Annotated in this window: 14 protein-coding genes; 4 read left to right on the top strand and 10 right to left on the bottom strand. The window is 72.9% G+C overall.

Features of this window, described 5'->3' with window-relative positions:
- Positions 1-215: 215 nt before the first annotated feature.
- The 5 genes from OIU81_RS30715 to rpe all read right to left on the bottom strand — a co-directional run bounded on the left by OIU81_RS30715 (position 216) and on the right by rpe (position 4,821).
- Positions 216-1,679, bottom strand: a complete 1,464-nt coding sequence (locus tag OIU81_RS30715) for a GuaB1 family IMP dehydrogenase-related protein (RefSeq protein WP_329153035.1) — start codon at positions 1,677-1,679, stop codon at positions 216-218.
- Between the two features lie 187 nt (positions 1,680-1,866).
- Entirely contained in the window at positions 1,867-2,310 is a 444-nt protein-coding gene (locus OIU81_RS30710) for a barstar family protein (RefSeq protein ID WP_329153033.1), read from the bottom strand.
- Positions 2,307-2,774 carry a ribonuclease domain-containing protein gene (locus tag OIU81_RS30705; RefSeq protein ID WP_329153031.1) on the bottom strand — a complete coding sequence of 156 codons (468 nt, stop codon included), beginning with the start codon at positions 2,772-2,774 and terminating at the stop codon, positions 2,307-2,309. Before OIU81_RS30705 ends, OIU81_RS30710 begins: the two co-directional genes overlap by 4 nt.
- Positions 2,775-2,894: 120 nt before the next feature.
- Positions 2,895-3,911: a sugar-binding transcriptional regulator gene (locus tag OIU81_RS30700; RefSeq protein ID WP_329155468.1), complete on the bottom strand. Its 1,017-nt coding sequence runs from the start codon at positions 3,909-3,911 to the stop codon at positions 2,895-2,897.
- A 220-nt stretch (positions 3,912-4,131) separates the two neighbouring features.
- Positions 4,132-4,821 (bottom strand): ribulose-phosphate 3-epimerase, encoded by a 690-nt coding sequence (gene rpe / locus OIU81_RS30695; protein ID WP_329153029.1) that lies wholly within the window; start codon positions 4,819-4,821, stop codon positions 4,132-4,134.
- 934 nt (positions 4,822-5,755) lie between these two features.
- Here rpe and OIU81_RS30690 point away from each other — a divergent pair.
- The 3 genes from OIU81_RS30690 to OIU81_RS30680 all read left to right on the top strand — a co-directional run bounded on the left by OIU81_RS30690 (position 5,756) and on the right by OIU81_RS30680 (position 9,281).
- On the top strand, positions 5,756-7,000 hold the full coding sequence (locus OIU81_RS30690) for an MFS transporter (RefSeq protein WP_329153028.1): 1,245 nt from the start codon (positions 5,756-5,758) through the stop codon (positions 6,998-7,000).
- Between the two features lie 167 nt (positions 7,001-7,167).
- On the top strand, positions 7,168-8,088 hold the full coding sequence (locus OIU81_RS30685; RefSeq protein ID WP_329153027.1) for an alpha/beta fold hydrolase: 921 nt from the start codon (positions 7,168-7,170) through the stop codon (positions 8,086-8,088).
- Entirely contained in the window at positions 8,082-9,281 is a 1,200-nt protein-coding gene (locus OIU81_RS30680; RefSeq protein ID WP_329153026.1) for a cytochrome P450 family protein, read from the top strand. The genes OIU81_RS30685 and OIU81_RS30680 overlap by 7 nt, the downstream gene beginning before the upstream one ends.
- 183 nt (positions 9,282-9,464) lie before the next feature.
- On the opposite strand, the gene OIU81_RS30675 is transcribed toward OIU81_RS30680, so the two are convergent.
- Complete coding sequence (locus tag OIU81_RS30675) at positions 9,465-10,898, bottom strand: RsmB/NOP family class I SAM-dependent RNA methyltransferase (protein WP_329153024.1); 1,434 nt, start codon at positions 10,896-10,898, stop codon at positions 9,465-9,467.
- Between the two features lie 198 nt (positions 10,899-11,096).
- Positions 11,097-12,050 carry a methionyl-tRNA formyltransferase gene (fmt, locus tag OIU81_RS30670; protein WP_329153022.1) on the bottom strand — a complete coding sequence of 318 codons (954 nt, stop codon included), beginning with the start codon at positions 12,048-12,050 and terminating at the stop codon, positions 11,097-11,099.
- Between the two features lie 253 nt (positions 12,051-12,303).
- Here fmt and OIU81_RS30665 point away from each other — a divergent pair, with 253 nt between their 5' ends.
- Positions 12,304-12,858 (top strand): hypothetical protein, encoded by a 555-nt coding sequence (locus OIU81_RS30665; RefSeq protein WP_329153021.1) that lies wholly within the window; start codon positions 12,304-12,306, stop codon positions 12,856-12,858.
- Between the two features lie 297 nt (positions 12,859-13,155).
- Here the strand turns inward: OIU81_RS30665 and OIU81_RS30660 are convergent, their stop codons facing one another.
- The 3 genes from OIU81_RS30660 to coaBC all read right to left on the bottom strand — a co-directional run bounded on the left by OIU81_RS30660 (position 13,156) and on the right by coaBC (position 18,104).
- A complete protein-coding gene (locus OIU81_RS30660; protein ID WP_329153020.1) occupies positions 13,156-15,294 on the bottom strand; it encodes a primosomal protein N' in 2,139 nt (712 codons plus the stop codon).
- 112 nt (positions 15,295-15,406) lie between these two features.
- The gene (gene metK, locus OIU81_RS30655) at positions 15,407-16,615 is read right to left on the bottom strand and encodes a methionine adenosyltransferase (protein WP_329153018.1); all 1,209 of its coding nucleotides are present in this window, start codon (positions 16,613-16,615) and stop codon (positions 15,407-15,409) included.
- A gap of 253 nt (positions 16,616-16,868) precedes the next feature.
- On the bottom strand, positions 16,869-18,104 hold the full coding sequence (coaBC, locus tag OIU81_RS30650) for a bifunctional phosphopantothenoylcysteine decarboxylase/phosphopantothenate--cysteine ligase CoaBC (RefSeq protein ID WP_329153017.1): 1,236 nt from the start codon (positions 18,102-18,104) through the stop codon (positions 16,869-16,871).
- Between the last annotated feature and the right edge of the window lie 67 nt (positions 18,105-18,171).

Genomic DNA, 18,171 nt, shown 5'->3' with positions numbered 1-18,171 from the left:
ACCTGCCGTAATGCAGGTTCCTTGCGTAACCACGGATGATCATTGCGCACCGGCGCGGTGGACGATGGATCGTTGCGCGCCAGGGTCAGATCGTAACGGCCGCTTCCGGTTATGCCGTCCTCCGGGGCCGAGGAGTCCACATACCGGACGGCCCCGCACCAGGTCGGTGCGGGGCCGGTCAGCGGCGTGCGGGGGCGCTCACGGCCCCTCGGCGGTCAGTTCCAGCTGTCGTGCAGCGGCTTGCCCTCGGCGTAGCCGGCGGCGCTCTGCACCCCGACCACGGCCTTGTCGGCGAACTCCGCCAGGGAGCCGGCACCCGCGTAGGTGCAGGAGCTGCGGACGCCCGCGATGATCGTGTCGATCAGGTCCTCGACACCGGGGCGTGCCTGGTCGACGAACATCCGGGAGGTGGAGATGCCCTCCTCGAAGAGTCCCTTGCGGGCCCGGTCGTAGGCCGACTCCTCGCTGGTGCGGTTGCGCACCGCACGCGCGGAGGCCATCCCGAAGCTCTCCTTGTACGGCCGGCCGTCGGCGGTGTGCTGGAGGTCACCGGGCGACTCCAGGGTCCCGGCGAACCACGAGCCGATCATGACGTTGGAGGCACCGGCGGCCAGCGCCATCGCGACATCACGGGGGTGGCGCACCCCGCCGTCGGCCCAGACGTGCTTGCCGAACTTGCGGGCCTCGGCGGCGCACTCCAGCACCGCGGAGAACTGCGGCCGGCCGACGCCGGTCATCATCCGGGTGGTGCACATCGCGCCCGGTCCGACACCGACCTTGATGATGTCCGCGCCGGCCTCGATCAGATCGCGGACGCCCTCGGCGGCGACGATGTTGCCCGCCACGATCGGGACCTGCGGGTCCAGTGCGCGGACCGCCTTGACCGCGCTGATCATCGACTCCTGGTGGCCGTGCGCGGTGTCCACGACGAGCGTGTCCACACCGGCGTCCAGCAGCGACTTCGCCCGCCCGGCCACATCGCCGTTGATGCCCACGGCGGCCGCGATCCGCAGCTTGCCGTCGGCGTCCGTGGCGGGGGTGTAGAGGGTGGCGCGCAGCGCGCCCTTGCGGGTGAGGATGCCGATCAGCATGCCGTCGGCGTCGACCGCGGGCGCGAGCTTGCGGTTGGCGGCGTCGAGACGGTTGAAGGCCTCGCGCGGGTCGATGTCGGCGTCCAGCACCAGCAGGTCCCGCGACATGACCTCGGCGACCTGGGTGAAGCGGTCCACGCCGGCCAGATCGTGCTCGGTGACCACGCCGACCGGGCGGCCGCCCTCGACGACGATGCCCGCACCGTGCGCCCGCTTGGGCAGCAGCGCCAGCGCGTCGGCGACGGTCGCGACCGGGGACAGCACGATCGGGGTGTCCAGGACCAGATGGCGGCGCTTGACCCAGGTCACGACGTCGGTGACGACATCGAGCGGGATGTCCTGCGGGATGACGACCAGGCCACCACGGCGGGCAACGGTCTCGGCCATCCGGCGGCCGGCGATCGCCGTCATGTTGGCGACCACGAGCGGGATGGTGGTACCGGTCCCGTCGTGCGAGGAGAGATCCACGCCCTGGCGGGAGCCCACGGCGGAGCGGCCGGGCACCATGAACACATCGTCGTAGGTCAGGTCGTAGGGCACCGAAGAACTCTCTTCGAGCGCGCCGTTCTTCGGATTCAGGAATCGCATACGGCCAGGATACGGGCCCTGACCAGGGCTCATATGATTGTCTGAGGGAATTGTCAGTCGTGTGTGCGATCCCCCAACCGGTCCCGCGCGACCGGTGCGCCGAGACCGCGCCGGACACTCCGCCGGCGTCCCGGCCCCTGCGGCAGGGCCGTCCGGCGCCCGCGCAGGTCGGGGCACGAACCCGCCGCTAGGCGCCCTGCCGGGCCCGGCACCTGACCATGATCACGGCCAGGCCGGTGGCCGTGTCCCGCCAGTACCCCACCGCGTCCGCCAGGATGCCCTCGACGACGCTCCAGTCCTCCGGCGCCGCGGCCGCATAGCCCTGCCAGCCCGTCACGACCAGCAGCCGGCCGCGGCCGGCGGGGCACCAGGACAGATCGGTCAGACAGTCCGCGAGGGCGTCCCAGTTGCGCCCGAACCAGTCCGGCAGCCGCAGCGCGCGGGCGCACCGGTCCATGAACGCTTCCTTGTCGGCGACCCCGTCCAGGTCCAGCGTCGTCCCCGACCAGCCGGCGTGCTCGGCGGCGGCCAGCGCCTCGGCCACCGAGCGCTCCGCGGGCCAGGGCAGCACCCCGGGAGGCGTACTGCCGTCGAGCACCGCCGCGAGCGGCCGGGGCACAGAACCCGTCATCGGAGCACCGCCTTGAAGGTCCGGTAGTGGTCGTCGGTGTAGTAGGTCTCGCGGCTCTCGCCGGTGACGATCCGGCGGGCGCCGCGGTCCGGCGAACCGGGCGTGGGGACCGTGTACTCGTGATAGTGACCGCGCGGCTGACGGGGCAGCAACCGCTCGCGGTTGCCGAAGACGGTGCCGTCCTGCCGGTACGGGAAGGGGCCGCCGGCATCGATGAGCCGGAGGGTGTCCCGCGCCTGCGCGGGCAGCCGGGCGACGCCGACGACCGGCATGCCCCGCGCCCATGACGGCACCCCGGAGGCACCCGGCGAACCGGCGGCGGCCGTGGCGGTGGAACCCGGCGATCCCGGCGAACTCCCGTTGCCGGCACCGCTCGTGGCGCACCCCGTCAGGACCAGGAGCAGCCCGGCGAGCAGCGCGCCGAGGACAGCGGCGGCGCGGGGCGCCGCGGAGCGGATCACCATGGCGCCGATGCTGTCACAGGCCCGCGCGGGCCGCTCGCCGGTGACCGCAGCGGGGTGGGGCCGGGGCCGCGCCGCGGCGGCTGCCGCGGCCGCCCGCGCCGCCTCACGCCCCGGCGCGGGTCACGCGCCGTCAGGGTCCGCGCGGTCCAGTGCGGGGCGCGGCCCGGGGCCGGTCTCCAGCAGAAGGTGGTCGGCGGCGGCGGTGTCCGTGACCAGGCTGGTCACCAGCCCGGAACGCAGGACCGCGCCGATCGCGTCGGCCTTGCGCCGGCCGCCGGCGATGGCGACGACCTCCGGGATACGGCGCAGCCGGTCCGCCTCGACGGTGATGCAGCGCTCGCCGAGGTCCCGGCCGATCCGGCGGCCCTCGGCGTCGAAGAGGTGCGCCGACATCTCGGCGGCCGCACCCAGCGAGGCGTAGTGCTCGCGCTCCTGCTCCGAGAGCATGTCGTAGACGGTCGAGACGCCCGGCTCCCAGGAGCCGATGGAGACGCAGGCGACGGTGACCTTGTCGAAGTAGTCAAACGCGCGGGCGATGCCGGTCTGCCGGCGCAGGGCCTCGGCGGTCGCTGAGTCGGGCAGCAGCATCGGCGCGTAGATCGGGTGCGCCTCGCCGCCGGCGACATCGGCCGCGCGGCGCACCGCCTCGACCGAGCCGCGGTCGGCGGTGCCCGCGTCGTAGACACCGGTCAACTGCACGACGGTGCACGGCGGGAGGCGGTGCAGCGCGGCCGCCATGTGGATGGTGGACCGACCCCAGGCCAGCCCGAGCACATCGCCCTCGTTGACCAGCTCGCCGAGCAGATCGGCGGCCACCTCGCCGAGGTTCTCCGGGTCGGCGGCGTCATCGGGCGGGTTCTGCACGCCGAAGGCGGGGGGAGCGTCCGCGGGCGACTCGACGACCACCGCGTGCCGCAGGCCGTAGCGGGCTCGCAGGGCGTCGGAGCGCTCGGCGTCGAGTTCGGAGGGCACCCGGATCTCGATCCGTACGAGATCACGTTCCAGTGCCGTCTCCAGTACCCGCGCGACCTTGAACCGGCTGACGCCGAACTCCTCCGCGATCTGGATCTTCGACTTTCCCTCAAGATAGAAACGGCGGGCCATGGCCGCAGCCTGCACCAGCTCGGCAGGGCCCATTCCGGACTGTGGGCGGCTGGCTACCACGAAATTCTCCCCTTTTGCGCATCTGATCGAGTCTTTGCTCATCCTTTCAGAAACCCGGGGGCAACGGGGACCATGACCGCCCCGACCCATGTGAACGCTCGGTGGCGCCACGGGCAAGAGACGGCACGGCCGCACCACGGCGGGCGCTCCGCGGCCCGCGGCGGCCGGGCCGCCCGCCCCCGGCTCCGGGAATTCAGTGCGCGCAGCCCCGTCCCCAGCCGGCCGCCGCGGTCGCCGCCTCGGCCTTCTCCCGCAGATCACGGACCGCCTTGGCCGGATCGTCCGCGCCGTACACCGCCGAGCCCGCCACGAACACATCGGCGCCCGCCTCCGCGCAGCGCTCGATGGTGTCCGCCGAGACCCCGCCGTCCACCTGGAGCCCCAGCTCCAGACCGTGCCGGGAGATCAGCTCACGGGTGCGGCGGATCTTGGGCAGCATGATGTCCAGGAACGCCTGACCGCCGAAGCCGGGCTCCACGGTCATGATCAGCAGCATGTCGAGCTCGGGCAGCAGATCCTCGTACGGCTCGATCGGCGTGGCCGGCTTCAGCGCCATCGAGGCCCGCGCCCCCTTGGCCCGGATCTCCCGCGCCAGCCGCACCGGCGCGGCCGCCGCCTCCACGTGAAAGGTGACCGAACCGGCCCCCGCCTCGATGTATTGCGGCGCCCAGCGGTCCGGGTCCTCGATCATCAGATGCAGGTCGAGGGGCGTCCGCGTCGCCTTGCTCAGCGACTCGACGACGGGCACGCCGAGGGTGAGGTTGGGGACGAAGTGGTTGTCCATCACATCGACATGAAGCCAGTCGGCGCCCTCGACCGCCTTCGCCTCCTCGGCGAGCCGGGCGAAGTCCGCGGACAGGATGCTGGGGTTGATCAAGGCCATGCCCCCAGTATGGCGTGCGAGCCGGGGAGCGGCGGAGGCGGGGAGCGGCGGGAGGGGAGCCACCTGGTTCCTGGGCGGCGTGCGCCGGTGCGGTCTCCCGTGCCGTCCCGGCGAGGCCCTCCGCGGGGCCTTCCGCGCCCGGACTGTCAGTGGGGTGCGGCAGGGTGGCCGCCATGGGAACAGGTCTGGGAACTGTGGTGGTGACGGGTGCGGCCGGGCGGATCGGGTCGGCGGTGCGGGCCGGTCTGCGGGGCGAGGCGGAGCGCTTGGTGCTCGTCGACCGTGCCCCCTCGAAGCGCGGTCGCCGGCCGAGGAGGTGCGGCAGCTCGACCTGCGCGACGCCGCGGCGGTGACAGCGGCCCTGTGAAGACGCACCGGAGAACGAGAACGCCCTGCAGGGCGGGGCATACGCCCACGCGGAATTCACCCTCCGACACCTCTGAACGGGGCCAACTGATGTGGTGGAGCGCTCAGTTGCCGCTCCGCCTCCCGGTGGCTCGCGGTGTGCCGGAGCGGCTGACGCAACCGCTTCCGTCAGCCGCTCCGGGGAACGGGAACGAGCCGGCCTCACCACGGAAGTCGTGAGTTCCCTCTCCGAGTTCCGGAACGTCAGGACCATGGATGCCCCGCCCCGGCTGTGGGTTCTCCTTCCCCATGGCCCACTCCCGACCGCGTGACCTGCACTCCCTCAGTTGTCTCGTCTTCGGGAACGGCGCCCGAGGAGAGTGGCGCCTGCCGGTTCTCGGACCGGCAGCCCCAACCACCGGCCTCGACAGACACAGCCGGGCAACCACAACCGCATTCCGCCGATCACGCATCCCAGGCGGGTTGCCCGTTACTGAGACACGCTCCTAGGGGCCCGTAGGGGTTCTGGCCCGTCGCCGGCTCTGGTTGAGTCAGGGGCCTCACGTTGACCTTCCAGGAAGGACTCCACGTGTCTCAACCGATGAGTGGCGTCAAGGACCTGATGAGGGTTCCCGGTCTGCCCCAGCTGTTCCTCTGGTCGATGCTGGGCCGGCTCAATGTGTCGGCTCTACCGATCGCGCTGTCGCTGATGCTGGTGCGCTGGAGCAACTCCTACGTCGTCGTCGGCCTGGTCGGCTGCGCACTGACCCTGGGACAGGCCGCGGCCGGGCCCCTGCGCGGGCGGGCGGCGGACCGCGGCTCGACCGGCCGGCTGCTGGTGATCACGGGCGTCGGCTACGCGACAGGCCTGGCCGTGATCGTGACGCTCGCGGCGAGGATGCCCGCGTCCGGGTGGCCGGTGGTCGTGGTCGTCGCGCTGGTGACCGGGCTCAGTGCCGTGCCGGTGTCGCAGATCAGCCGGGCGGTGTGGCCCAAGATCGTCGGCTCGGAGCTGACCCCCGCGCTCTACACAGCTGAGGCGACCGCGTCGGAGGTGATCACCACCACCGGGCCGCTGCTCGCCTCCCTGGTCGTCGCCGTCGCCGGGCCGTACTGGGCGGTCGGTGTCACGGCGCTGCTGGCCCTGGTCTCGGCCCTCGTCTTCGCCGCCGCGCTCGGCCGCGTCGGCCTGGGCGGCGAGCCGTTGCCGCAGCGCGGCGAGCGGCTCGCCCAGCGGTCCCTGCTGACCGAGGGGCCCTTCGTCCGGGTGGTCGTCATCTCGATGCTGGTCACGGCCGCGATCTTCGCCGTCAACCTGTCGGTGGTGGCCTGGACGCAGAATATCGGCCGTCCCGCCTTGGCCGGGGTGCTGACCGCCTGTTGGACGACCGGCTCGCTGGCCGGCGGGTTCGCGCTGAGCACCTTTGCCCGGGGACTGCCCCGGGCGCTGCGGGTCGCCGGGATGGCCGCCGGGATGGCCGCGCTCGCCGTCCTGCTCCCGCCTGTTCTGGGTACGGTGCCCCTCTGGCTGATCGTCGTGGTGCTGTTCCTCGGCGGGACAGCCATCGCGCCGACTCTGGCGGCTACCTACGAGCAGATCGCCGAGGCGTCCCCGGAGGACCGCAGGGCGGAGGCGTTCGGCTGGATGGCGACGGCAACCGCGGGCGGCGGCGCGCTGAGTGCGGCGCTGACCGGGGTGCTGCTCGACTTCTCCGGGCCCTCGCTGCCCGTCGCCGCCGGCGCAGCGCTCGTCGTGGCCGCACTGGTGCTGACCGTATTCGGCCGCAAACCGCGCGCACCGTCGGCCGAAACCGTCGAAGAAGTCACCGCATAATCCGGCCTCGCCCCCCATCACTCCTTATTCCACTGGCCGATTGGCATCCGCTGGTCTACCTGCCGACGTACGCCCGGAGGACGGTCGAGCAGGTCAGCGTGGACGTCGCCCGCGGGCCGGCAATTCCCTCACTGTGCCGGATCACCGGCGGATCGGAGAACGCAACCATGGCCGACAGCATTGCGGCCGAACAGGTCAGGCAATTCTCGTACCAGGGCTACGAATTCGCCTGCCGGATCCTTGAGTGCCCGGCACCGGTCACCGAGCCGATAGTCGTCTTGTGCGCGGCGTTCCAGAACATCCGCAGCTACCACCGCTACGACAAGTACTGGCACGACTCGGCCACCGTCATCTGCATGGAGCCGCCGGGCTCGTACTCGCCCGATCCGGTGCCGCGGACCGTCGGATACGACTTCGACGCCGGCGCGCTGGCCTATCTGCTCGACGAACTGGATCTGCCCCGCATCAACCTGCTCGGCGTCAGCTTGGGCACCGCGCCCACGCACCGGTTCGCCCAGGAGTACCCGGAGCGGATCGCGCGGCTGATGCTCACCGGCGCGGAGTGGGGCGACACCGCGCGTCGCGGGCTCGTCGAACTCGAACACTGGCTGGGGCTGCGCCGGGCGGACGAATTCGGGCGCAAGATGGTGGAAATGTGCGTGAACGGGGACCCGACCCGGACCGTACGCAATCGGGAGGCCGTCCGGCGCGCTCTGATCGACCATCTGAGCACGGCGTCGGAGGCTGAAATGGTGCGGTACCTCGCCGTCGTCCAGCGGTTGGTCGACCATCCGGCGACGCTACCGGGCCGGATCTCCGGGATACCCGCCCTGTGCGTGACCGGGGAGCACGACGAGCTCGCTCCCCCTGACCTGGAGCGGAGGATGGCCGCCGGCATCGACGGCGCGGCGTTCACGACCATTCGCGAGACCTGCCACATGTCCTTCCTGGAACGCAATGCCGACTGGGCCGACCTGGTGCTGCGGTTCTTCACCGACCAGCCGCTGGCCGGCCTCGACTACCTGACCGGCCTGGAATATCCGGCCGGCCGCCCCGAGCACGAAGAGACGGCGTCCTCCGTATGGTGACCGTCGACCTGAGCGCATACGGCCCCGGTTTCTTCACCGACCCGTACCCCTACTACGCCCGGCTGCGCGAGGCCGGGCCGGTGCACGAGATTGTCCTGGCCGACGGGGACCGGTTCTGGCTGATCGTCGGCTACGACGAGGCCCGGGCGGCCCTGGCCGATCCACGTCTGGCCAAGTCCCTCGAACCGCCGAGCGAGGACGAGCGGCACGTCCTGATCACCGATCCGCCGGACCACACGCGGCTGAGGCGGCTCGTCTCGCGGGAGTTCACCGCACGCCGGGTGGAGGCGATGCGCCCGCGCGTCCAGGAGATCACCGACGGTCTCCTCGATGAGATGGTGGCCGGGCGGCGGCGAGCCGACCTGGTCTCGGCGCTGGCGTCCCCGCTGCCGATAACCGTGCTCTGCGAACTGCTCGGGGTCCCGTTCGCCGACCGGGAGGACTTCCGCGGCTGGACGGAGCGGGTTCTGGTGCCGGCCGAACCAGGCACCATAGCCTGGTGGAAGAGCCGGGGTTTCGCGCAGGCCGGGATGGCCCTGACGGACTACCTGAAGAACCTGATCGAGGACAAGCGCCGCTCTACGCCGACCGGCGACCTGATCTCCTCGCTGTTGCGGACAACCGCGGAGGACAACGACCGCCTGTCGGCCGCCGAGCTGCACTCGATGGTGTTCATCCTGATCGTTGCGGGTCACGAGACCACGGCCAACCTGATCACCAACGGGGTACGCACGCTCCTGGCAAACCCCGAACAACTGGCGGCGCTGCGTACCGACCCGGAGGGTCTGATCGACCAGGCGGTCGAGGAGATGCTGCGCTACGACGGCCCGGTGGAGACGTCGACCAAGCGGTTCACCACCGACACCGTCAGCTACGGCGACACGAAGATCCCGCCCGGGGAGACGGTTCTGGTCAGCATCGCGGCGGCGGGGCGTGACCCTGCGCAGTTCGAGCGACCCGACACGTTCGACATCCACCGCGGCACGACCGGCACCCGCAGTGGCCACGTCGCCTTCGGCCACGGCATCCACTTCTGCCTGGGTGCCGGGCTGGCGCGGATGGAGAGCCGGGTCGCGCTCCTGACCCTGCTGCGCCGCTGTCCCGACCTGGCGCTCGACATCGATCCGGCCGGTCTCGACTGGCTGCCGGGCATCAGAGTCCGGGGCGTACGCAGTCTGCCGGTGCGCTGGTGAGCGTTCCCGCACGCTGAACCGGCCCGGTCGTCCAGGTAGGCGACGGGGACGGTGCTGACCCAAGTCACACGGGAGCACAGGGCCGGTACAGGGGAGCACCTGAAATTTCACGACCCCAGGCGAACCAACGGACGCCCGTTCGTCTCAAGGTCACTCGCTCCGAGGCGCTGCACCGGCGTCCCCTCAGCCCGTCCGTCGCAGGAGGGCCAGGTACATCGCGTCCGTGCCGTGGAGGTGCGGCCAGAGCTGGACGTCCGGGCCGTCGCCGAGCGCCGGGACGCCCAACATCAGGGGGCGGGCGTCGATCCACTCCACCTCGACCGGTGCGCCGCCCCGCCCCTTGAGGACGTCGTCCACCACCGCGCGGGTCTCGGCCGGATGCGGTGAGCAGGTCGCATAGCCCACGACGCCGCCGACCCGGACCGCCGCCAGCGCCTGCCGCAGCAGCTCGCGCTGGAGCGGGGCGAAGCCGTCCAGGTCCTCGGGGCGGCGGCGCCAGCGCGCCTCCGGCCGCCGGCGCAGCGCGCCCAGACCGGTGCACGGCACATCCACCAGGACCCGGTCGAAGGCTCCGGCACGCCAGGCGGGGCGGGTGCCGTCGGCGGCGATGACCGCGTACGGGCCCGGGTTGCCGTCGAGCGCCCGGGCCACCAGCCGGGCGCGGTGCGGCTGCTTCTCCGACGCCAGCAGGGCGGCGCCCCGCTGCGCCGCGAGCGCCGCCAGCAGCGCCGCCTTGCCGCCGGGGCCCGCGCAGCCGTCGAGCCAGGCGCGGTCGGTGCCCTCGACGGGCGCGTTCGCCAGGGCGAGGGCGACGAGCTGGCTGCCCTCGTCCTGCACCCCTGCGCGTCCCTCGCGGACCGGGTCCAGCGCGCCCGGCTCGCCGCCCTCCGCGAGCCGCACCGCATACGGGGACCAACGGCCGGGCAGCGCGCTGTCCTCGCCGGCTGCCACCAGCAGTTCCTCCGCGGTGGACCGGCCGGGGCGCGCCACCAGCGTCACCTCGGGGCGTTCGTTGTCCGCCTCCAGCAGGTCCTCGATGCCGGCCCGGCCGCCGCCGAGCGCGTCCCACAGCGCCGAGACCACCCAGCGGGGATGCGCATGGACGATGCCGAGGTGCTCCTCGGGGTCCTCGTCGTACGGCGGGGCGACCCGCTCCAGCCAGCCGTCCAGATCATGGGCCGCGACCTTGCGCAGCACCGCGTTGACGAACTTCGCCCGCCCGTCGCCCAGCACCACCCGGGCCAGCTCGACGCTCGCGCTCACCGCGGCATGCGTCGGGATACGGGTACCGAGCAGCTGGTGCGCCCCGAGGGTCAGCACGTCCAGGACCGGCGGATCCACCTCCCGCAGCGGGCGGTCCACGCACTGCGCGATGATCGCGTCATAGGTGCCCTGCCGGCGCAGCGAGCCGTACACCAGCTCCGTCGCCAGCGCCGCGTCCCGGGCGTCGAAGTCCTCGCCCTCGCGCGCCTTGCGCAGCAGCGGGGGCAGCACCAGATTCGCGTACGCGTCCCGCTCGTCGACGGCCCGCAACGCCTCGAACGCGAGGATGCGGACCGGGTCCTTCTGCGGGCGGCGATAGGGCTTGCTGGGGCGGCGACGAGGCTGCTGGCTCACAGAAAAGGTGCTCCGGATACGAGATGAGGGGTCCGTCCCAGCCTACGCGGGCGGACCGGCGCTTTGTGCGGCGAGCCCGGTACACGGGGAGGCCGGAAGGCCGGGGCGCACGCGGGGTACGAGCGCATGCCCCGGGCACCCCGCGTGCGCCGACGGAACGAAGAGCGTGGCAGGGCGGAGAGCGTGGCGGGCCGGGGCTCAGTCCCCCAGCCGCTCCCCGCCCTCGATGCGCACCCCGCGCGCCCAGTCGGCCGCCTTCATCGGCTTCTTGCCCTGCGGCTGCACCCAGACGAGTTCCAGCGGGTGGCTGCCGGTACCGGCGTACACCGCCTTCTTGGTGACGGCGAGTTCGCCGGGCGCCAGCGCCCACTCGTCGTGGCCCGCCGCGGAGGCGGCAGCCGCGGAGGCGGCCGACATCAGCTTGAGCCGCTCGCCGCGGAAGACCGTCCAGGCGCCGGGCGCGGGCGCGCAACCGCGGATGACCCGGTCGACCCGTAGCGCGGGCGCCGCCCAGTCCACCTTGGCGTCCTCGACCTCGATCTTCGGTGCGAGCGTGACACCCTCGGCCGGCTGCGGCACCGCCTGCAGCGTGCCGTCCTCGATGCCGTCCATCGTCGCCACGAGCAGCCCGGAACCGGCGAACGCCAGCCGGGTGAGCAGGTCGCCGCTGGTGTCCTGCGGCCGGACCTGCTCGGTCAGCACGCCGTAGACCGGGCCCGAGTCCAGCCCCTCCTCGATCTGGAAGGTCGAGGCGCCGGTCACCTCGTCGCCCGCGAGCACCGCGTGCTGCACGGGCGCCGCCCCCCGCCATGCGGGCAGCAGCGAGAAGTGCAGATTGACCCACCCCCTGGCGGGAATGTCGAGCGCGGACTTCGGCAGCAGCGCACCGTAGGCGACCACCGGGCAGCAGTCCGGCGCGATCTCCCGCAGCCGGGCCAGGAAGCCCTCCTCGCGCGGCCGGCCGGGCTTGAGCACCTCGATGCCGGCCTCCTCCGCCCGCTCCGCGACGGGGCTGGCGACCAGCTTGCGGCCGCGCCCGGCGGGCGCGTCGGGCCGGGTCACGACGGCCACGACCTCGTGCCGGTCCGAGGCGATCAGGGCATCGAGGGCGGGTACGGCGACCTCGGGGGTGCCGGCGAAGACAAGCCTCATAGGTGGCGAACTACCTCTCACACGCAGCGGAACGACGCACCAGTCTATGGGTCCGGCTCCCGGGCCACGGGCGACGGTTCCAGGGGGCGTACATGAATTCCCGCGCCTTGTACGGAAGCTCGTACGCCCCCATACCGTGACCAGAGCCGCTGCTGCCGCGTTGGTCAAAAAGCATTGACCTGAAGACCGGGCCGCGCTGGCGGCCCGCTCTCTTTACTCCTTCCTTTTCCACGCCGGTTCGAGAGGCTTGCTCATGGCCGACCACGCAACCCACGACGCCCAGGCGCGCGCCAGCCTGCATCTCCTGGTGCGGGACATCGAACGGGTGCGCCGGCAGGTGGACGCATTGCGCACGCTGACCGCTCAGCTCGGCAACGTCTACCGGCCACGGCGCACGGGCCCCTCCGCGGGCTTTGTCGTCTACGGACGCGCACCCGCCCCGACGGTGCGCCTCGCCCAGGAGCTGCGGGACAGCGTCGAAACACTCGTCACCGCCGCGGTCGACTTCGACCGCTCGCTGGGCTTTTCCTGGGACGCGGTGGGCTCGGCGCTCGGCGTCACCAAACAGGCGGTGCACCGCCGTTACGGTGGCCGCAGAGCCGCCGCCCAGCCCGCCCCGGACACCAACGGCGCGGAACCGGCGGTACATTCCCCCGAATCCTCCGCGACCCGCGCGGTCACCATGGCGGCGGGCCTGCCCGGCTCGGCGGCCGTCTCCGCCGCCCGTTCCCTGCCTGCCCAGCCGTCCGCCACCACCCGAGACGAACCCGCCCGCCCGGGTGCCTTCCCCGGCCCCCGCAACGGCTGAAGCACTCCCCCACGGGGCGCCCCGCGCCCACGCGCCGCCCGACAGCGCCCCGGGACCGCCCGCCGACATCGGTTCCGGGGCGGCGCCATGTCCGGACCGTGCCGTGTCGGGCCGTAGCGTGCCGTGCCGGACGGGGCCTCGCGGCCGTACCACGGGGCGGGCAGCGGGGTGGCGGGGCATACGGGCCGGGCCGGGATCGCGGAGCCACGACGGCCCGGGCCGCCGCCCGCCCCGCTGCCCGGCGGCTCGACACCCCCGGCCGCACGCACCGTCTCCCCCGCCCCGCACCAGTCGGTCTCACCCCAGATCGGGCGGATCGATCCGGACCCGCACGGCCTCTCCCTCCCGCTTGACCATCCGGGCCGCGCGGGCGGCCTTGAGCGCCGCGGCGAGCGCCGCGCCCTGGCCGGGGCGGACGCGCACCAGCGCGCGCTCCCACTGCTCGCCGGGCGGCGGATCGCCCGGCCTGCGCGGGCGCCCGGGGTCCGGCACCGGAAGCGGGACGGGGCCCAACACCTCGGCTCCGGCGGGGAGTTCGGCGGCCCGCAGCAGATCGGTGACATCCTCGGGGCGGCCGGTCACGGAAGCCATCCGCGACACCGGCGGAAAGCCCAGTTCGGCCCGCTCGGCCAGCTCGCGGACCGCATGGCCGACCGGATCCCAGCGCACCAGCGCCTGCACCGGCCGCAGCGTCGGCTCCGCGATCACCGCGACCGTGCCCCCCTCCGCCTGCCCCCGGACCAGCCCGGCGGCGCCCAGCCAGCGGCGCAGCGCCTCCTCCCCGGCCCGCAGATCCGGCCGCCCGAGCAGCGCCCAGCCGTCCAGCAGCAACGCGGCCGCATAACCGGGGCCCTCGGCCACCGGCTCCGCGCCCGGCGTGCTCACCACGAGCGCGGGGGCGTCCGGCACCGTCGCCAGCACATGGTCCCGGCCCGAGGTGCGCACCGGTACCGCCGGGAAGACCCGGCCCAGCTCCTCCGCCGTCCGCCGCGCCCCCACGACCTGGGCCCGCAGCCGCGCGCCACCGCACTCGCCGCAATGCCAGTCGGGCTCCTGGCGTCCGCACCACGAGCAGACCAGATCGTTCGCATGCGGAGACTCCAGCGGGCCGGCGCAGGACCGGCAGCGCGCGGGGGTACGGCACCGTTCGCACGAGAGCCGGGGCGCATAGCCGCGGCGCGGTACCTGGACCAGCACCGGACCGCGTCGCAGGCCCTCCCGCACCAGCTGCCAGGCCATCGACGGCAACCGGGCGGAGCGCGCGGCGGCATCGCGCGCCTCGTCGCCGTCGCCGACCGTACGCACCAGGGGCGCCGCGGTCCGCACCTGCTCGCGCTCGGCGGCCAGCGGGCGCGCCCAGCCGGTCTCGACCAGCTGCGCCGCCTCGACGGTGCAGCTCAGCCCGCCCAGCAGAAAGCCGGCACGCTCGTTGACCGACCGCTGGATGAGGACCTCGCGAGCATGCGGCTGGGGCGCATGCGGATCACTGTGGCTGGCGTCCCCGTCGTCCCAGAGGGCGACCAGGCCCGGATCGGCGACGGGGGCGAACATCGCCGCGCGCGTCCCGACCACGGCCCGCACCGCGCCACGGCTCACCGCCAGCCAGCGGCGATAGCGCTCCTCGGGCCCGGCGTCGGCGGTCAGCAGCACATGCCGGCCCGCCCCGATCAGCTCACCGAGGGCCGCGTCCACCCGCGCAGCGGCCCGTCCGTCCGGCACCACCACCAGGGCGCCGCGCCCGCCCGCCAGCGCCGCGGCGGCCGCCCGCGCCAGCTCCTGCGGCCAGCTCGCCCCGGGCAGCGCGGTCCACACGGCCCGCGGGGCATCCCCTCGCGCCAGCGCCGTCAGAAACCCGGGCCCCGCGCCGTAGCGCTGCCAACTGCCCGGCTCCGGTGGCGCGTTGGGCGGCAGCGGATCGGGGGACGGCTTGGCCTCGGCCCGCGCCCTCCGGGGCGGGACGGCCAGCTGCACCACATCGGCGAGCGAGCCGGCATAGCGGTCCGCGACCGCCCGGCACAGCCCCAGCAGCTCGGGGCTCAGCACCCGCTCGGACGACAGCACCTGGGCGATCGGTGCCAGCACCCCGCGGTAGTCGCTCTCCGCGACACGCTCCACGATGAACCCGCCGACCAGCTTGCCGCCCTCGCGCCGGCCGCCCTTCTCCCCCGCCCCGAACCGCACCCGCACCCGCACCCCGGGCTGCGCCTCGTCGTCCATCGCGGCGGGCACCGCATAGTCGAAATACCGGTCGAGGTGCACCAGGCCCTTGTCGACCAGCACCCGCGCCACCGGCAGCCGCGCCGCGAGCTCGGCGCCCCGCCAGGTGCGCGGCTTCGCCCGCTCGGCCTTGTTCTCCCGCACGGCCTCGCGGATGAGGGCCAACTGCTCGCCCGCATCCGACGCCCCCGCCTCCGGTCGCCCGTTCTCCCTGCTCACAGCATCAGTCTTAGCAGACGGCACGGACAGCGAGCGGTGGCCTGTGGACAACCGAAGGCCCCGGACCGCCAAGCGGTCCGGGGCCGTGGTCACCTCATACGAGGCAGGGGTCTTACAGCCCCGCGGCCCTCTTCAGCGCCTCGACCCGGTCGGTGCGCTCCCAGGTGAAGTCCTCCAGCTCACGGCCGAAGTGACCGTAGGCGGCGGTCTGGGCGTAGACCGGGCGGAGCAGATCGAGGTCGCGGATGATGGCGGCCGGGCGGAGGTCGAAGACCTCGCCGATGGCCTGCTCGATCTTGTCGGTGTCGACGGTGGCGGTGCCGAAGGTCTCGACGAAGAGACCGACCGGCTCCGCCTTGCCGATCGCGTAGGCGACCTGGACCTCGCAGCGGGCCGCGAGGCCGGCGGCGACGACGTTCTTGGCGACCCAGCGCATCGCGTAGGCGGCCGAGCGGTCGACCTTGGACGGGTCCTTGCCGGAGAAGGCACCGCCGCCGTGGCGGGCCATGCCGCCGTAGGTGTCGATGATGATCTTGCGGCCGGTGAGGCCGGCGTCACCCATCGGGCCGCCGATCTCGAAGCGGCCGGTCGGGTTGACCAGCAGCCGGTAGCCGTCGGTGTCCAGCTTGATGCCGTCCTCGACGAGCTGGTTGAGGACGTGCTCGACGACGAACTCGCGGATGTCCGGCGCCAGCAGCGAGTCGAGGTCGATGTCGCTGGCGTGCTGCGAGGAGACCACGACGGTGTCGAGGCGGACGGCCTTGTGACCGTCGTACTCGATGGTCACCTGGGTCTTGCCGTCGGGGCGGAGGTAGGGGATCGTGCCGTTCTTGCGGACCTCGGACAGGCGCTTGGAGAGCCGGTGCGCGAGGTTGATCGGGAGCGGCATCAGCTCCGGGGTCTCGTCGCAGGCGTAGCCGAACATCAGGCCCTGGTCGCCCGCGCCCTGCCGGTCCAGCTCGTCGTCGTCGCCCTCGACGCGGTTCTCGTACGCGGTGTCGACACCCTGGGCGATGTCCGGGGACTGCGCGCCGATGGACACCGAGACGCCACAGGAAGCGCCGTCGAAGCCCTTCTTGGAGGAGTCGTAACCGATGTCCAGGATCTTGTTGCGGACGAGGTTGGGGATGTCGGCGTACGCCTTCGTGGTCACCTCGCCGGCCACGTGCACCAGGCCGGTGGTGATCAACGTCTCCACGGCGACCCGGGAGGTCGGGTCTTCCTTGAGGAGAGCGTCGAGGATGGTGTCGCTGATCTGGTCAGCGATCTTGTCGGGGTGGCCCTCGGTGACGGACTCCGAGGTGAAGAGGCGGCGGGACACATCGCTCCCTGGGGTTGCAGCGGCTGCTGGCTGATCATTGGCGGAAGGGCCGAGAGCTGCGCTCGGCCCGATCCACTCGCCAGTTTATCGGTCGTATGCGGCGTTCGGACACGCAGTCTCGATTTATGGACCCCTCGTGACCTGGGACACCGCGACTCACGGTAGGACGATCACCTTGAGAATGGGGCGGGTCAAGGGGACACGCCCGATTTTGTACGGCCGAAGGAGTGGTTCCGGGGACCTTGTACGCGTCTCAGCGTTCGGTATCGGCCAGCCGCGGAGCCACCAGATCCCAGACCGTATCGGCCAGATCTTCCTTGGGGCCGTACGGGACCGGCGTCTCGCTGCCGTCGGCCGCCAGGATCACCGCTTCGTTCTCCGCCGACCCGAAGGCCTTGTCATCCCCGACCTCGTTGACGACCAGCAGGTCGCAGCCCTTGCGGGCGAGCTTGGCCCGGCCGTTGGCGAGCACGTCGTCGGTCTCGGCGGCGAAGCCGACCACGACCTGGCCCGGGCGGGCGCGCTCGGCGGAGATCTCGGCAAGAATGTCCGGATTCCTCACCAGGGCAACCGGTTCCGGCTCCTGGCCCTCGACCTTCTTGATCTTCCCGGTGGTGTAGGCCGCGGGCCGGAAATCGGCCACGGCGGCCGCCATGACCACCGCGTCCGCCTCCGCGGCGGCTTTCACCACGGCCTCGTGCAGCTGACGGGCCGTGCCGATGCGGACCACGTCGACACCGGCCGGATCGGGCAGCTCGGTGTTGCCGGCGACGAGGGTGACCCGGGCGCCGCGGGCCACCGCGGTGCGGGCGAGCGCATAGCCCTGCTTGCCCGAGGAGCGGTTGCCCAGATAGCGGACCGGGTCCAGCGGCTCGCGGGTGCCGCCCGCGCTGATCACCACATGACGCCCGGCGAGGTCCTGCTCCGCCGCCCGCGGGCCGCGGGCCAGCACCCGGCGGCAGACGGCGAAGATCTCGGCCGGGTCGGGGAGACGGCCCTTGCCGGTGTCGACGCCGGTCAGCCGGCCGACCGCGGGCTCGATGACGAGCGCGCCGCGGCGGCGCAGGGTGGCGACGTTCTCCTGGGTCGCGGGGTGCTCCCACATCTCGGTGTGCATCGCCGGGGCGAAGACCACCGGACAGCGCGCGGTGAGCAGCGTGTTCGTCAGCAGATCGTCGGCGAGGCCGTGGGCGGCCTTGGCCAGCATGTCGGCGGTGGCCGGGGCGACCACGACAAGATCGGCGGCCTGGCCGATGCGGACGTGCGGGACCTCGTGGACGGACTCCCAGACCTCGGTGCCGGCTGGGTTGCCGGACAGCGCCGACCAGGTGGCCTCACCGACGAAGTGCAGCGCCGAGGCGGTCGGCACGACCCGTACGTCATGCCCGGACTCGGTCAGCCGCCGCAGCAGCTCGCACGCCTTGTACGCGGCGATCCCGCCACTGACCCCCAGGACGACCCTGGGCCGCTCCCGCTCCCGCTTGTCCATCGCTCCGCCGCTCCCCGGGCTCGGTCCCTGTGTCGTATGCCCCTATGACACACCAAGGGCCCGGCGG

It is taken from the genome of Streptomyces sp. NBC_01454, from assembly GCF_036227565.1.
Lineage (GTDB): Bacteria > Actinomycetota > Actinomycetes > Streptomycetales > Streptomycetaceae > Streptomyces.
This window is presented reverse-complemented; position numbering and strand designations above follow the sequence as displayed.

Coding starts and splice junctions, on each gene's coding strand:
- OIU81_RS30715 (WP_329153035.1), bottom strand. CDS start 1,679: ATGCGATTCCTGAATCCGAAGAACGGCGCGCTCGAAGAGAGTTCTTCG.
- OIU81_RS30710 (WP_329153033.1), bottom strand. CDS start 2,310: ATGACGGGTTCTGTGCCCCGGCCGCTCGCGGCGGTGCTCGACGGCAGT.
- OIU81_RS30705 (WP_329153031.1), bottom strand. CDS start 2,774: ATGGTGATCCGCTCCGCGGCGCCCCGCGCCGCCGCTGTCCTCGGCGCG.
- OIU81_RS30700 (WP_329155468.1), bottom strand. CDS start 3,911: ATGGGCCCTGCCGAGCTGGTGCAGGCTGCGGCCATGGCCCGCCGTTTC.
- rpe (WP_329153029.1), bottom strand. CDS start 4,821: ATGGCCTTGATCAACCCCAGCATCCTGTCCGCGGACTTCGCCCGGCTC.
- OIU81_RS30685 (WP_329153027.1), top strand. CDS start 7,168: ATGGCCGACAGCATTGCGGCCGAACAGGTCAGGCAATTCTCGTACCAG.
- OIU81_RS30680 (WP_329153026.1), top strand. CDS start 8,082: ATGGTGACCGTCGACCTGAGCGCATACGGCCCCGGTTTCTTCACCGAC.
- fmt (WP_329153022.1), bottom strand. CDS start 12,050: ATGAGGCTTGTCTTCGCCGGCACCCCCGAGGTCGCCGTACCCGCCCTC.
- OIU81_RS30665 (WP_329153021.1), top strand. CDS start 12,304: ATGGCCGACCACGCAACCCACGACGCCCAGGCGCGCGCCAGCCTGCAT.
- coaBC (WP_329153017.1), bottom strand. CDS start 18,104: ATGGACAAGCGGGAGCGGGAGCGGCCCAGGGTCGTCCTGGGGGTCAGT.